This window comes from Mixta gaviniae, from assembly GCF_002953195.1.
Classification (GTDB): domain Bacteria; phylum Pseudomonadota; class Gammaproteobacteria; order Enterobacterales; family Enterobacteriaceae; genus Mixta; species Mixta gaviniae.
This window is the reverse complement of the sequence record NZ_CP026377.1, coordinates 3,047,857-3,064,722: the sequence shown is the minus strand read 5'-3', so window position 1 is coordinate 3,064,722 and position 16,866 is coordinate 3,047,857. Positions and strand designations below refer to the sequence as shown.

The 16,866-nt window shown below is 65.1% G+C and carries 3 protein-coding genes; 1 reads left to right on the top strand and 2 read right to left on the bottom strand.

Annotated features, from left to right (window positions below):
* Together C2E15_RS14240 and C2E15_RS14235 are read right to left on the bottom strand one after the other, a co-directional pair.
* Positions 1-1,155 (bottom strand): MFS transporter, encoded by a 1,155-nt coding sequence (locus C2E15_RS14240; RefSeq protein WP_104957955.1) that lies wholly within the window; start codon positions 1,153-1,155, stop codon positions 1-3.
* Positions 1,156-1,541: 386 nt separating this feature from the next.
* Positions 1,542-1,730, bottom strand: coding sequence for a hypothetical protein (locus tag C2E15_RS14235; protein ID WP_104957954.1), 189 nt, complete (start codon positions 1,728-1,730; stop codon positions 1,542-1,544).
* 591 nt (positions 1,731-2,321) lie between these two features.
* On the opposite strand from C2E15_RS14235, the gene C2E15_RS21735 reads away from it, so the two are divergent.
* Positions 2,322-16,709, top strand: a complete 14,388-nt coding sequence (locus tag C2E15_RS21735; RefSeq protein WP_104957952.1) for an Ig-like domain-containing protein — start codon at positions 2,322-2,324, stop codon at positions 16,707-16,709.
* Positions 16,710-16,866: the final 157 nt, after the last annotated feature.

The window sequence follows — 16,866 nt, the reverse complement described above, 5'->3', positions numbered from 1 at the left end:
TTAACGTGTCACCAGCCGTGCGCTGGCAGCAACCGCCACCAGGAGTACCACGATGGCCGCGAAAGCGGTCACCAGACTAAACCCGTGCGCCACAAAACCAATTAATGCCGGACCTGCCAGAATACCGGCATAACCGATAGTTGTCATGGCTGAGATAGCAAGATTTACCGGCATCACCGTCTGGCGGCCGGCGGCGCTGAATAAAATCGGCACCGTATTCGCCGCGCCGAAGCCGATAAGGAGAAAAGAGCAGAGCGCGATGGCGGCGCTGTCGACGCCGATCAGCAGCAGCACGCCGAGTGCCGCGCACAGGCAGCCGCCGGTCAGCACGGCGCGGTTGCTGAAGCGGTTGACGATGCGATCGCCGGTAAGACGGCCGATGCTCATGGCGACCGAGAAGACGGCATAGCCAAGGCCCGCCTGCGCCGCCGGCAGGCCGCGCTCCTGAGTCAGCAGCAGCGCGCTCCAGTCCAGCACCGCGCCTTCGGTCAGAAACAGGATAAAGCAGAGTAGCCCGAGGAACAGCACCCAGCCGCGCGGCAGAACGAACAGCGGCGTATCGGATTGATGCATCCGCTCGGTCAGCAGCCAGCGCTGGCTGCCGAGCAGCAGCAGCGCCAGCAGCAGCAGAACAAACAGCACCGACTGCAGCGGCGACAGGCCAAGCCAGAGCAGGGCGCTTACCAGCCCGGCGCCGACGATGCCGCCGACGCTGTAAAAGCCGTGAAAACCGGACATCATGGTGCGTCCCGACGCCTTTTCCACCTCAACGGCCTGAATATTCATCGCCACGTCCAGCGTGCCGATGGCGGCGCCGAACAGCATTAAAACGATCGCCAGCGTCACCGGCGAAGAGAGGGTCGCCATCAGCGGCAACAGCACCAGCAGCAGCGTGGAAGAGGTGAGGATCACCCGTTTGCAGCCCTGTTTGCCCACCAGCGCGCCGGTCAGCGGCATGGCGATCAGCGATCCAAGCCCAAGAAACAGCAGCAGGCCGCCCAGCGCGGCGTCGCTCACCGCCAGACGATCTTTTGCATAAGGCACCAGCGGTGCCCAGGTGGACATGCCGATGCCGGCCACCAGAAAGATCATTCGGGTCGCCATCTGCGCGGCGGTCTGGCTTTTCAGCGCCTGTCCAGCTTCTGCTGAGGTCATCGTTTGTTTTCCATAATGCGCAAAGGGGATCCTTTTTAACACATAATAAACCGGCAGCGCAGCGTTTCATCGGGTGAAGGGCGGCTACAGCCGTTCTGTGCCAGCAAGCTTATTAAACGATAAAATGGAGGTTGTTAATCAGTTTCGCCTTTCGGGTCTCTTTTTCAGGAAAGTTCCTGGCGAAAAGTCGCAAAATCAGGCGTCTCAGCCCGGTGGCGCTGCAAAAAGAATAAACCCTTTCCGCCGATCGTGCCGGTTTTCCAGAGCCGGGTCGCGCCCGCCTTCTGCCCTAAGGCCGCTTACCGTCTGACAGGGTGTTGGACAGCCTGCTCTCTCTTTTGGCCGGCGCTTTTCGGCAGCAGACGCATCGTTTCGCGTTCTCCTTTTTAGGCTCGCTCTGGCGGGAAAGAGAGGCCGCGCTGCGCCGCGGCCGTTTCGCCAATTGCCGCGGCCGTTTCGCCAATTGCCGCGGCCGTTTCGCCATTTGCCGCGGCCGTTTGGCCATTTGCCGCGGCCGTTTGGCCATTTGCCGCGGCCGTTTCGCCATTTGCCGAGGCCGTTTCGCCAATTGCCATGGCCGTTTCGTTATTTGTCGTGGCCGTTTGACGCTTTTTCGGCCTCGTGGGGAAGGTCTATCTGCGCAGGTAGAGGGTGCGCGTCTGCGGTGCAGGCTTGCCTGAAGGGTGCCCTGATTTTGTGCAAATCATCACCAATCCACAAAAATAATCGCTGGCCCTTTTTAGCCTGCCGGACGACCTCAGCAAGAAATTTCTCCGCACTGGCCGCGTGTGACACACGTGGCTAACCTCTTCATAACACAAATATTTAACATGCATTCTGTTAACTAATTTGACCTTTGCATACCTTCCAACATAAGGTTTATTTACCATTTAAATCGTTTTCATTTATGGTTCCGATAAAAATTATTCAAGACCAGCGCAGCGGTTTTTGATTATATCTGAAACGTTAAAAACTCAAAAAATAGCGTTTTATCTGACTTAACCAGGGTTGACGATCTTATTGCTCTGTCACTATCCCTGACTTGCACCAGGAAAGCTTCAATCTAAAGACGTGTAACGGCTTCCGCAGTCCCATGCTAACCATAAACATTTCTTTACTTTGATTATTTCAAACGTTACCTCAACTTGTGCAAAAAGGGGTTTCAGATGGCACAGCTCTCCTCCGGGCGCGTCGATATTATTTCACGCGAAAACGGCACCTTGATCTCGCAAAACACCAGCAATGCTTCCCGTAACGTATTACTCAGCGAACCCAGCGTGGTACGCGTTAACGGCACACGTGCGATGGTGGCCTCTTTTGAACGTCAGGGCGACGATTTGATCCTGCATATGCAGGACGGCACTGTGGTGCGCTATCAGCGTTTCTTCCTTGACGACGCCAGCGGCCAGCACAGTGAGTTGGTGTTTGATGACGGCGTCAATCCGCCGGAACATGCGCTGTTCCCAATGACCAGCGAAGCCGCAGATGCTTCGACGGCGATGACCGTGACGCCGACTTATGAATCCCTTGGCGATATCGACCCGCTGCTGCTGGCGGATAATGCGCTGATTGGCGATAACCTGACGACGGCTGTCGGGATCGCGGGCGTGCTGGGCCTGGCGGGCGTCGGCATCGCCTCGGCCGGTGGCGGTGGCGGTGGCGGTGACGATAATAACAACGGCGGCGGCGATAATGGCGGTGGCGATAACGGCGGCGGCGATAACGGCGGCGGCGATAATGGCGGCGGGGACAACGGCGGCGGCGATAATGGCGGCGGGGACAACGGTGGCGGCGATAACGGCGGCGGCATTCCGGAGCCGGTGCAGGGCACGATTACCATCACCGAACCCATCAGCGGCGATGGCTACCTTAACAACAGCGAGACTCAGGCGCCGCTGGTCATCAGCGGCGTCACAACCGGCGTAACCGCGGGCAGCACCGTTACGTTGACCTTTAACGGGGTAAACTATACCGGTACGGTCGGCGGCAACGGCAGCTGGAGCGTGACCATTCCAGCCTCGGCGCTGGCGGGCCTGGCGAACGGCGCGCAGGCCATTACCGCGACCGTGACCAGCAGCACCGGCGATGCGGTCAGCGACAGTGGCCAGCTTAACGTGCTGGTTACGCCGCCGCAGCCAACGCTCAACCCGCCGTTCGGCGACGGCACGCTGGATGGCGATGAAGCCGGCAGCGATCAAACCCTGACCGGCAACACCGGCGTCACCGGCGCGGGCCAGACCGTCAGCGTGACTCTCGGCGGCAATACTTACACCGGCACCGTCGGTAACGACGGTAGCTGGAGCGTCACGCTGCCCGGCAGCGCGCTGCAAAATCTGCCACAGGGGGCTAACCCGATCTCAGTGACGGTCACCGATGCCGCAGGCAACAGCGGCACCGCTACCGGCAGCGTCAACGTTGACACCGCGCCGCCGCCGGCCGGCACGGTCGATACGCCGATTTCCGGCGATAACCAGCTTACCGGCGATGAGCTGCAGCAGGATCTGATTATCAGCGGTACCGGCACCGCCGGTGACCAGGTCACGGTGACCTTTAACGGCGTGGACTATCTGGCTACCGTGCAGGCTAACGGCCGCTGGGCCGCGACCATCCCCGCCAGTGCGCTTTCCGGCCTGGATGCGGGGCAGTATGCGGTCGCGGTCTCCATCACCACCGCAGCGGGCAACACCAGCAGCCTCGGCGAAACGCCGGTCACGGTCGATCCGGGCCAGGCGTCGCCGACGCTCTCCGTTGATCCGATTGCCGGCGACGATATCCTCAGCGGGCCGGAGCAGCAGCAGCCGCTAACCCTGAGCGGCAGCGGCAGCGCCGGCGACACCATCAGCGTGACGCTGAATGGCGTCAGCTATCAAACGACGGTAGGCAACGGCGGCCAGTGGTCGCTGACGGTGCCCGCCGCCGATCTGGCGGCGCTGGCCGACGGTCCCTATACGGTTAACGTCACGGCGACCAGCCCCGCTGGCGGCGTCTATACCCAGCAGAGCCAGCTGACCGTCGACACCGCGCCGCCGGCGCTGTCGCTCGATGCGCCGCTGGCGGGCGACGGCTACCTGAACAACGCCGAAGCGTCCGCGCCGCTGACCGTTAGCGGCAGCGGCGAAGCGGGCACAACTGTCACCGTCAGTCTGAACGGTACCGATTACACTACCACCGTGCCGCAGAGCGGCCAGTGGTCGCTGGATATCCCTGCCGCCGACCTCGCTGCGCTGCCCAACGGCAGCTATGCGCTGGGCGTCACTGCGACCGACGCCAACGGCAACACGGCGACCAGCAGCAGCCCGCTGACGGTCGTCGCCGATCCCGCCGCGCTGCCAACTGTCGCGCTTGATGCTTTCACCGGCGACAACCAGCTGAATAACGCCGAGCAGGCGGTCGATCAGCAGGTCACCGGCACCACCACTAACGTCAGCGCCGGACAGACTGTCACCGTGACCCTGAACGGCGTTGACTATACCGGCACCGTGCAGGCGGGCGGCGTCTGGAGCGTGACCGTGCCGGCCGCCGATCTGGCGGCGCTGGCCGACGGCAGCCAGACGCTGAGCGTGGTCGTCAGCGATGTCGCGGGCAACAGCGCCAGCGCCAGCGATACCTTTACCGTCGCCCCTCCGGGCAGCGGCGGCGCGGTGGCAATCGCGCCGATTTCCGACGATGGCTACCTGAACGCGGTAGAGGCGCAGCAGCCGTTGATCATTAGCGGTAGCGCCACGCAGGTGGCGGAAGGCACGCCGGTCACCGTCACCCTGAACGGCATCAACTATAGCGGCACCGTAGCGGCGGACGGCAGCTGGAGCGTGACCGTGCCGGCGGCCGATCTCGGCGCCCTGAGCAACGGCGCGCAAACCATTACCGCCAGCGTGCCGGATGGCAGCGGCGGCACCCTGACCGGCGGCGCCACGCTGAACGTCGCGGCGACCCCGCTGCCGACGCCGGTGCTGGATACGCCGTTTGGCGACGGCGTGCTGTCGGGTGATGAACTGAACGAAGCGCAAACCCTGACCGGCTCTACCGGCGTGACCGGCGGCGGCCAGAATGTGGTGGTCTCGCTGAACGGCAGTGATTATCCGGCCACGGTCAATAACGATGGCAGCTGGACGGTGACTGTACCGGCTACCGCCATTCAGGATCTGCCGGCGGGCGATAGCCCGCTGGTGGTAACGGTAACGGACGCGGCGGGCAATACCAACAGCGCCACCACGCCGGTCACCGTGGATGTCAGCACGCCGACGCTGACCATCAATACCCCTTCCGGCGACGGCGTGGTCAACGCCAGCGAGCAGGGCAGTCCGCTGGTGGTCAGCGGCAGCGTTGATGCGGGCAGCAGCGTGACCGTCACCCTGAACGGTGTCGATTACCCGGCAACGGTCGCTACCGACGGCAGCTGGAGCGCTACCGTGCCCGCCAGCGCGCTGCAGGCGCTGGCCGACGGGCGTTACGATCTTAATGTCACCGCCACCCGACCCGACGGGGCCAGCAGCACGGCGCTGGCGCCAGTTGCCATCGATACCTCCGCGCCCGCCTTTGCCCTCGATCCGATCGCGGAAGACAATATCCTTAGCGGCGCTGAACTGGGCGCGCCGCTAAACATCAGCGGCAGCGGCAGCGAAGGCGACAGCGTCACCGTGACGCTTAACGGCATCAACTACACCACCAGCGTCGGCGGCGACGGTCGCTGGTCGGTCAGCGTGCCCGCCGCCGATCTGGGCGCGCTCGCCAACGGCAACAGCTATCCGGTTAACGTACTGGTCAGCGACGCCAGCGGCAACCGCACCAGCGATCAGGCGACGCTGCGCGTGGACAGCACGCCGCCGGCGCTGACGATCGATACCCCGTCGGAAGATGGCCTGCTGAACGCGGCTGAACAGCAGCAGCCTCTGGCGCTGACCGGCAGCGGCGAAGCGGGCAGCGCCATCACCGTCACCGTCAACGGCGAAACCTTTACCGGCACCGTCGGCGTCAATGGCCTCTGGCTGGTCGAGATCCCGGCCGCCACGCTGGCCGGGCTGAACGAAGGGCCAAACACCATCAGCGTTGCGGAACGTGACGCCATTGGCAACGTCACGACGCAGCAAACTACGCTCACGGTCGATGCGGCGCAAGGCTCGCTGCCGGCTGTCAGCATCGCCGTCGATGCCTTTGCCGGCAACGGCGTGCTGGACAGCGCCGAGCAGCAGGTGGCGCAGGCGTTAACCGGCACCACCAGCAATGTCGAGGCGGGGCAGACGGTAACCGTGACGCTGAACGGCGCCAGTTACACCGGCCTGGTGGCAGCAGACGGCAGCTGGCGCGTGACGCTGCCGGCCGAGGCGCTGAACGCGCTCAATGACGGCAGCCAGGCGCTGACCGTTACCGTCAGCGATCTGGCGGGCAACAGCGTCAACGCTGACGCCACTTTTACTGTCAATACCGCCACCAGCGGACTGGCGCTGGCGCCGTTGGCGAACGACGGCTATCTCAATGCGATTGAGGCGGCGCAGGATCTGGTGATTACCGGCACCAGTGCCAATGTACCGGAGGGCGGCACGGTTGCGGTGCTGTTTAACGGCCAGACCTATAACGCCACGGTGGCGGCGAACGGCAGCTGGAGCGTGACGGTGCCAGCCGCCAGCCTGGCCGGCCTGCCGGACGGACCGCAAACAGTCACCGCCACCGCCACCGACGCCACCGGCGCGGCGGTAAGCAGCGAGTCAACGCTTAATGTTGTGGTAGCCGCGCTGCCGACCGTCACCGTCGACACACCGTTCGGCAATGGTTATCTCAATGCCGACGAGCTGGGACAGAATGGCGTGCTGACCGGCAATACCGGCGTCGCGGGTGCCGGGCAGACGGTAACGGTGACGGTGGATGGCGATCTCTATACCGGCACCGTCGCTCCTGACGGCAGCTGGAGCGTTACGCTGCCTGCCGCCGCGCTGGGCGCGCTAAATGAAGGGGCCAATACGCTGCCGGTGACGGTCAGCGATGCGGCCGGCAATAGCGCCAGCGGCAACGCCAGCGTCACGGTCGATACCAGCGCGCCGCCGGTTACGCTGGATACGCCGATCAGCGGCGGCACGCTGAACGCTGCCGAAGTAACGCAGCCGCTGAGCCTGAACGGCAGCGGCGAGGCGGGCAACACCATCACCGCCACCCTGAACGGCACCGAGTATACCGCGACCGTCGGCGACGACGGCCAGTGGACGCTTACCATTCCCGCCGCCGATCTTGGCGCGTTGCCGGATGGCAGCTATACCCTGAGCGTAAGCGGCAGCGACGCCGCCGGCAACACCACCACGGTAGAGACGCCGCTGGCGGTGAAAGCGGCGGCGGCCAGCCTGCCGACGCTGACCATTAACGACTTCGCCGGCAACAACGTGCTGGACGGCGCCGAACAGCAGACTACCCAGCTGCTGAGCGGTACGGCGACCAATGTTGAGCCGGGGCAGACAGTCACTCTCACGCTGAACGGCCAAACCTACAGCGCCGTGGTACAGTCGGGTGGCGGCTGGAGCGTGCCCGTGCCCGCCGCCGATCTGGGGGCGCTGGCCAATGGCGCCGCCACCATCAGCGCGGCGGTCAGCGATGCGGCGGGCAATACCGCCTCGCAGACGCTGGCCCTTACCGTAAACAACGCGCTGTCGGGGCTGGCCATCAATCCGCTGAGCGATGACGGTTACCTGAACGCCGGCGAGGCGGCCACGGATCTGCAGGTCACCGGCGCCAGCGCCAACCTGCCGGTTGGCACGCCGATTACCGTGACCTTTAACGATCGCACCTATACCGCCACCGTCGATCCCAACGGCACCTGGAACGCCACCATCCCGGCTTCCGCGCTGGCCGGGCTGCCGGATGGCAGCGCGACGCTGAGCGTCAGCGCCACCGATGCGGCGGGCAATGCGGTCACCAGCAGCAGTACCCTGAACGTCGCCATCAATAATCTGCCTGACGCCACGCTGCAGCCGGCGTTTGGCGATGGCTTGCTTAACGCGGCGGAAAGCGCCGCGCCGCAGGTGCTGTCAGGCAGCACCGGCGTTGCCGGTGCCGGCCAGAGCGTCACCGTGACGCTGAACGGCGCCGACTACAGCGGCACGGTAGATGCCAGCGGCAACTGGAGCGTGACATTGCCCGCCGGGGCCTTGCAGGCGCTGCCGGCGGGTGAAAGCCCGCTGCTGGTTACCGTCAGCGACGCCGCCGGCAACACCAGCACCGTGGATAGCAGCGTCACCGTCGACGTCACCACGCCGACTTTGAGCATCGATGCTATCGCCGGTGACAACCGCATTAACGCGGTCGAATCGGCCGCGCCGGTAACCGTCAGCGGCAGCACCAACGCGGGCGAAGGTCAGACGGTCACCGTCAGCATCAATGGCCAGAACTGGACCACCAGCGTGGGCGCGGACGGCGACTGGACGCTCGATCTGCCTGCCGGGGCGCTGGCCGGCATCAACAGCGGCGATTATCCGCTGACGGTCACCGTTAGCGATGCGGCCGGCAACCCGGCCACCGCCACCAGCACCCTGACGGTAGCGAACGCGGTGCTGGCGCCGACCATCAACACGCCGTTCACCGACGGCTATCTCAATATTAACGATGCGGAAAATGCGCAGACCCTCAGCGGGACCAGCGGCATTACCGGTGCGGAACAAACCGTCACCGTGTCGCTGGATGGCGTAAGCTACCCGGCGGTAGTGGACAATAACGGCAACTGGACGCTGTCGCTGGATGCCGACACGCTGCAGGATCTGGCGGCGGGCACGCTGCCGATTGTGGTGACCGTCGCCGATGCCGCCGGCAACGTCGGCACGGTGGAAAACGCCGTCACCGTCGATTACAGCGCGCCGACGTTAACCCTGAACGCCATCGCTGGCGACAATACCCTGAATCAGGCGGAAACGCTGCAGGATTTGGTGATCGCCGGTACCGCCGGCGCCAGCGAAGTTGGCCAGACGGTAACGGTCAACTTTAACGGCCAGACGCTGCAGACAGTGGTGCTGAACGGCGGCAGCTGGCGCGTCACCGTGCCCGCCAGCACGCTGCAGGGACTTCCTGACGGCACCACGCCAGTCAGCGTCACCCTGACCGACGCGGCGGGCAACGTCACCACCCTCGATCGGCCGTTAACCGTTGTGGCCAGCCCGGCCGATCTGCCGACGCTGACGCTGGATGCGGTGTCGACCGACGGCTATCTCAACCAGGCGGAGGCGGGCGAGGCGCTGACGCTGACCGGCGTCAGCACTAATCTGCAGGCAGGGCAGACCGTTACCGTTACCCTGAATGGCATCAGCTACACCGGCAGCGTGGATGACGGCGGCGGCTGGAGCGTCACCGTGCCGCAGGCCGACATCGCGCAGCTGAGCGACGGCCAGCAGAACGTTATCGTCAGCGCGGCGGATACCGCAGGCAACCCTGTTACCGCCGAGGGCAGCGTAACGGTGTTGGCCAGCGCGGCGAATCAGCCGACGATCACGGTTGATCCGATCGCCAGCGACGATCTGGTCAACGAGCAGGAGGCGGCGAATGATCTGATCATTACCGGCAGCAGCCAGCGTGTGCCGGAGGGCGGTGAGGTGACCGTCACCCTGAACGGCCAGACTTACACCACTACTGTGGATATTGACGGCAACTGGAGCGTCACCGTGCCGTCTGCGGCGGCGCAGGCGCTGCCGCAGGGCGACAATACCATCACGGTCACGGCGGCCGATGTGGCCGGCAACCCGGCGCAGAGCAGCGGATCCTTTACCGTTGATACCGCGCCGCCGGCACTGGCCAACATTGAGCTGGGTGTCGGCGGCGATGAGACGCTGAACCTCGCGGAGGCGCTGGCGGGCATTACGCTCACCGGCGTCAGCGCTCCCGGCCAGCTGGTGTCCGTTACCCTGAACGACCGCACCTACAGCGGCGCGGCCGACGGTGACGGCAACTTCTCGATCCCGATCCCCAGCGGCGATCTGCAGCAGCTCAGCGACGGCGTCACGCCAGTGGTGATTTCGGTTACCGATGCCAATGGCAATGCGAACAGCACCTCGCTGGATCTGACGGTCGCCATCAATACGCTGCCGGCCCTGACCCTGAACGCGCCGTTTAGCGACGGCGTTATCAGCGCGGCGGACGCGGCGATAGAACAAACCCTGAGTGGCACCGCCACCAACCTGCCGGCGGATACGCCGGTCACGGTGACCATCGGCAGGCTCGAATTTATCACAAGGGTGGATGGCGACGGCAACTGGCAGATCACGGTACCGGCCAACGCCCTGAGCGAGCTGGCGGACGGCACGGCGCCGATCGTGGTCAGCGCCGCCGACGCGGCGGGCAACCCGGCCAGCGCGCAGGGCAGCGTTGATCTGGTGATTGCCGCCCAGCCTGCGCCGGTGGTCAATACGCCGTTTGTTGATGGCGCACTGAACGCCGCTGAAGCGGCCGCAGGGCAGGTGATCAGCGGCGTGACCGGCGTCACCGGCGGCGGTCAGACGGTGAGCGTGGTGATTGAGGGCCTCAATAACGGCGATCCGCTGACGGCGAACGTCAGCGCCAACGGCAACTGGTCGCTGGCGCTGACGCCGCAGCAGCTCGGTTCGCTGAGCGACGGTGCGCACACCATTACCGTGACCGTGACTGATATTGCCGGTAACCGCGATACCGCCAGCGCCGACTTTACTGCCATCGTCAATACGCTGCCGGCGCCGACGCTGGAAACGCCGTTCGGCGACGGCCTGCTGAATGCTGTTGAAGCTGCCGAGGGCACGACGCTTAGCGGCACCACCGGCATTACCGGCGCGCAGACGGTGACCGTCACCATTAACGGTACCGGCTACCCGGTCACCGTGGATGGCGAAGGGAACTGGACGGTGGCGCTAACGCCTGAACAGCTACAGGCGCTGCCGGACGGCACCCTGCCGGTTATCGTTACCGCGACCGACGCGGCGGGCAACAGCAACAGCGACAGCGATACGCTGCAGGTGGTTGTTAACACGCTGCCGGCGGCGACGCTCGATCTACCGTTCGGCAACGGCGCGCTGAATGCGGAGGAGGCGGACGTTACCCAGACGCTGACCGGCCAAACCGGCGTGACCGGCGCCGGACAGACGGTGAATGTGTCGATTAGCGGGCTGGACGGACCGCTGGCCGCCACGGTGGACAACGCCGGCAACTGGGCGCTGGATCTGACGCCGGAGCAGATGGATTCGCTAAGCAACGGCACCCACACCATTACCGTGACCGCCAGCGATGTGGCGGGCAACATCAGCACCACCACGCCGCTGGAGATCACCACGGCTGTCACCGCGCCGGTGCCGGTGATTAATACACCGTTCGGCGACGGCGTGCTGAATATCAACGAGGCCTCCGGTGCGCTGAGCCTGAGCGGCAATACCGGCGCGACCGGCGGCAACCAGGGCGTGCAGCTCAATATCGATGTGGGCGGCACGCTCTACAGCGGCAGCGTCGATGAAAACGGCGACTGGACGGTCAACCTGCCTGCCGGGGCGCTTAACGGCCTCGGCGACGGCGCGCACGATATCGTGATTACGGTGATCGATAACGCGGGCAACGTGGTGCAGCGCACCGAAACCTTTACCTCGGCGCTGACGCCGCCGGTGCCGACGATCGGCACGCCGTTCGGCGACGGTCAGCTTAACGGCGCCGACGCCGCTGCGGGCGTCACGCTCAGCGGCAGCGCGGGCGGGGCGGAAAGCGTCACCGTGACGCTGGGCGGCCAGGAATATCCGGCGACCGTCAACGGTGACGGCAGCTGGACGCTGGCGGTGCCTGCCGCCACGCTCGGCGATCTGGCGCAGGGCAACGGTAGCCTGACGGTGACCGCCACCGACGCCAACGGCAACAGCGGCAGCGTGGTGAGTGAATTCAACGTCAACACCAGCGCGCCGGTGATCACCATCGCCGACTTTACCGGTGATAACGCGCTGGATTATGCGGAAAGTATCGTCGCGCAGACCCTGAGCGGCACTGCTACCGGCGCCGAGCCGGGCTCGCTGGTAACGGTCACCCTCGGCGGCGCCGCCTTTAGCGGCATTGTCGACGGCAGCGGCGGCTGGAGCGTCAGCGTGCCGCCGGAAACCCTGAGCGCGCTGACTGCCCCCAGCGCCGCCATCGGCGTCAGCATTACCGATCCGGCCGGCAACACCGGTACGGCCAGCGCCACGGTGAGTGTCGATCTGACGCCGCCGGCCGGCCCGCTGCTGACGCTCGGTTCGGTAAACGGCGACAATATTGTTAACGCCACCGAGGCGCTGCCGGTCTTTACCGGCACCTTCGCCAACTTTGACGCCGGCGGCGGCACCATCGCCCTGTCGGTGAACGGCACGCCGGTCGGCACCACCACGGTGACCGCCGCCGACGGCAGCTGGACCATCACCCCGGATGCCGCCGCTTTCCCAACCGACGGCAGCTATCAGGTGACGGTCACCGCCACCGGTCCGGCGGGTACGGTCACTACCGGTTCGACGCTGCTGATTGACCGCACGCCGCCGACGCTGACCGTTGACCCGGTGACTGGCGACGGTTTCCTCAGCGGTGCGGAGCTGGCCAGTTCGCAGGCGATCAGCGGCACGGCCTCCGTCTCTGAAGCGGGACGCACCGTCACGGTCACGCTGGGCGACAATAGCTACAGCGCCGTCGTACAGAACGACGGCAGCTGGCGCGCCACGGTGCCCGCCGCCGCTCTGCAGGCGCTGGGCGAGGGCGTAACGCCAATTACCGCCACCCTTAGCGATGCGGCCGGCAACGTGACCAGTACGCCTGCCAGCGTTACCGTCGATACCGGCGCGCCGCTGCTGCAGCTGAACACGCTGCTGGACAACAACGTCATTAACGCCACCGATATCCTGACCACTCAGGTGCTGACCGGCAGTGCCAGCGGCGCGGAAGGGCAAACTATCGGCGTCTACCTCGGTGATGGCGACCCGATCGCTACGGCGGTGGTGGCCGCAGACGGCACCTTTAGCATTGATTTAACGCCGGAGGTGCTGGGCAGCCTGACCGAAGGGCCGCTGGTCCTGGGCGTGCGTGTCGGCGATGAGGCGGGCAACATTACCGACGCCACGCTGACGGTGAATAAAGTGGTTAACCAGGCGCTAAACCTGGTGGTGGACTCGGTCTTCGGCGACGGCTTCCTGAACGCCGCCGACACCGCGGTTGGCCAGACCATCAGCGGCATCGCCGAATCGGCCGGCATCGGCGCCACGGTGGCGCTGACGCTGGGCGGCACGACGCTGACCGCTAACGTCGGGCAGGATGGCAAGTGGGCGATTGTGGTGCCGCCGAGCGTGCTGGGTCTGCTGCAGGATGGTGATATCGATCTCAACCTGACATTGACCGACGCCGCGGGCAACCAGCGCACCGTGGGTGAAACCGTTACCGCTATCGTCGATAGCGTGCCGGTGATCGGCAACCTGACCGGATTGTTCGGCGGCGATAACCTGCTGAACATCGCCGAGCTGGGTCAGAGCCAGACCATCGGCGGCGTGATTGACGCCGCCACCGGCTCGACGGTCACCGTGACTCTCGGCAACCAGAGCTACCAGACGCAGGTGGCCGCAGGCGGCAACTGGGGCGTCACCATTCCGGCGACCGATCTCGGCAACCTGCTGAGTGGCACAGTGGCGCTGGGTGTGCAGGTGACTGACCCGGCGGGCAACACCGCCTCGCAGTCGGTGAATATCGGCGTCTTCGGCTCCGCGCCGGTGATCACCCTGAACCCGATCTTCGGCACCGGCTTCCTGAACGCGGCGGAGCTGTTGACGAACCAGACCATTACCGGGGTAGCGCAGAATGTCGCCGCCGGTTCGACGGTGAACCTCACCATTGGCAACAGCACAGTCACGGCCGTCGTCGGCGATAATGGTCTCTTCAGCGCGACCGTCACGCCGGCTATTCTCAGCACGCTGACCGAAGGCAACCTGACCGTTGGCGCCCGCGTCACCGATGCGGCGGGCAATAGCGCGCAGGCCAGCAGCGGGCTGGTGGTAGATGTTACGCTGCCGACCATCAACATTAACCTGCTGTTCGGCGACGGCCTGCTGAACGTGGCGGATGCCTTGCTGACCCAAACCATCAGCGGCACCGTCGGCAATGTCGAGCCGGGGGCGCGCGTCAGCGTCGCCATCGGCGGCCAGACGCTGGCAACCACCGCTGGCGCCAACGGCGCCTTCAGCGTGGCGCTGACGCCGGCGCTGCTGCAGGGGCTGGCGGACGGCAACCTGACCGCCAGCGTGACGGTGACCGATAGCGCCGGCAACAGCAACACCAGTACGGCGGGCGCGCTGGTCGGCATCCATAACCCACCGGTTATCCGGCTCGATCCGCTGTTCGGCGATGGGGTGCTTAATATCGTTGAATCGCTGGTGACGCAGAACATTACCGGTAGCGTCGCTAACGCGGCGGCGGGCAGCCAGGTGCGGGTCAATATCGGTAATACCACGGTGAACGCCACGGTAGGCAGCGACGGTCGCTTCAGCGCCGCGGTATCGCCTGATATTCTCGGCACGCTGCTGAACGGTAATTTGACGGTGGGCGTATCGGTCACCGATCCGGTGGGCAACGTCTCCAGCGTCACCACCGGCCTGCTGGTAGGGCTGAACAACCCGCCAGCGCTGACCGTTAACCCGATCTTTGGCGATGGCGTATTGAGCGCGGCGGATCTTAACGCCACGCAAACCATCAGCGGCGGCAGCAGCAATCTGAGCAGCGGCAGCAGCGTGACGGTGACGCTGAACGGGCGTACCTACACCACCACCGTCGGCAGCGGCGGCGGCTGGAGCCTGAGCGTGCCGCGCACCGATCTGGCGGCGCTGAATGATGGCACCCAGACGGTCAGCGTGCGCGCCACCGACGCCTACGGCAATATCACCAACGCCAGCGGCAACGTCAGCGTGATTACCCATACGCCGCCAACCCTGACCCTTAATACCGTGTTTGGCGACGGCCGGCTGAGCGCCGCCGACGCGCTGACGGCGCAGACCATCAGCGGTACTTCCAGCAACGCGGAAGGATCGACCGTAACCGTCACGCTGGGAGGCAGCCGTTACACCGGGACCGTCGGCGCCAGCGGCGCATGGAGCATTGCGGTGCCACCCGCCAGCCTGGCGGCGATCGCTGACGGTACGCAGACGGTTAACGTCAGCGTCACCAACAGCGCAGGCGTTAGCGGCACCACCAGCGGCACGGTGCTGGTCGGCACCCATACGCTGCCGACCGTCACGCTGAACAGCTACTTTGGCGGCGACGGCTATCTGAACGCGGCGGAAGCGAACGCGACCGGCACGCTCAGCGGCACCGCCACCAATGCGGTAGGGCAGACAGTGACCGTTAACGTGGCGGGGACGCAGTACACCACCACGGTGGGCGCCAACGGCGCATGGAGCGTCAGCGTGCCGTCAGCCACGCTGCGCAACATCTCCGACGGCGGCCATTCAGTGAATGTGTCAGTCAGCGATGCGGTAGGCAATGTCGCCTCCACCAGCAGCAGCTTTAACGCTATCACTCACAACCTGCCGGCGATCGGCGTCGATCCGGTGCTGAGTCTGGTCAGCGTATTGTTGACCGGTCTGACCATCAGCGGCGGCACCCTGAACCTGCGGCAGGGTACGCCGATAAGCGTCACGCTGAACGGCACCACCCAGCAAACCACTGTCGATGCGCTGGGACGTTATAGCGTGAAATTCAGCGGCGGCGTGCTGACGGCGCTGAACCTTAACTCTATCGTCACCGTGACCGCGGCGGACGTGGCGGGCAACCGCGCCACCACCTCCACCACGCTGCTGTTAGGCTCGCTGCTGCCGGTGGCCACCGCTGCTGAAGTGGCGGCGATGTCGCTGATGGCGGTCTCCGCAGATGCGGCGCTGGCCAGCGAAGGGACGCAGGATCACAGCGCTATGGCAAACGCGACCGGTGGCACGGAGCAGAGCGCGGCGCTGCTGGCGACCAGCAAAGTGGCGGTGGTTGACTCTACGCTGACCACCGAGGCGGATACCCCAGCCGCGGCGGCCGGCAGCGTCAGCGAAACGGCGGCGGCGGTCACTCCGGCGGCGGCGGAGACGGCGGATAACGCTGACACCTTCACCATCGGCGGCGTGACCATCATGCTGGCTGACGGCTCGCAGCAACAGGGCGAGACGGCTACCGGCGGTAGCGGCAGCGATACGGTTATCCTCAACGATCTTAACTTCACGCAGATCGACGGCGGCGCGGGCACCGATACGCTGGTGCTGAACGGCGAGCATATGCAGCTCGACCTCACCGCGCTGGGGCTGAAGATTTCGCATATCGAAGTGCTGGATCTGGGCCAGTCGGGCACCAACAGCGTGAAGATCGATCTGAAGGAAGCGCTGGCCATTACCGATGCGCCAGAGGACGATCTGGTGATCAAAGGGGTGACCGGCGATCAGGTGACGCTGGCGAATGCCGACGGCGGGGTATGGAGCAGCGTTGGCCAACGGGAGGTGAATGGACAGCTGTTCGACGTCTATCACAACTCGGCGCTGGCGGCGACCGATACGCTGGGCGATGTGCTGGTGCAGCATAACCTGCAGGTGCATGTGGTGTAAGCCGCGAACAACCGGGGGCGTTCGCCCCCTTAACCAGCCAACCACGGGGCGTTCGCGCCCCGTTTTTTATGGGCCGCGCCGGGCCCGCCTGTTTTACGCCGCCATCGCTATCGCCACCGCCACCGCCACCGCCACCGCCACCGCCATCGCCACAGCT

Bases quoted from the DNA above. Each gene is read 5' to 3' on its own strand.
- C2E15_RS14240 (WP_104957955.1), bottom strand. From the start codon at position 1,155: ATGACCTCAGCAGAAGCTGGACAGGCGCTGAAAAGCCAGACCGCCGCG.
- C2E15_RS14235 (WP_104957954.1), bottom strand. From the start codon at position 1,730: ATGGCAATTGGCGAAACGGCCTCGGCAAATGGCGAAACGGCCGCGGCA.
- C2E15_RS21735 (WP_104957952.1), top strand. From the start codon at position 2,322: ATGGCACAGCTCTCCTCCGGGCGCGTCGATATTATTTCACGCGAAAAC.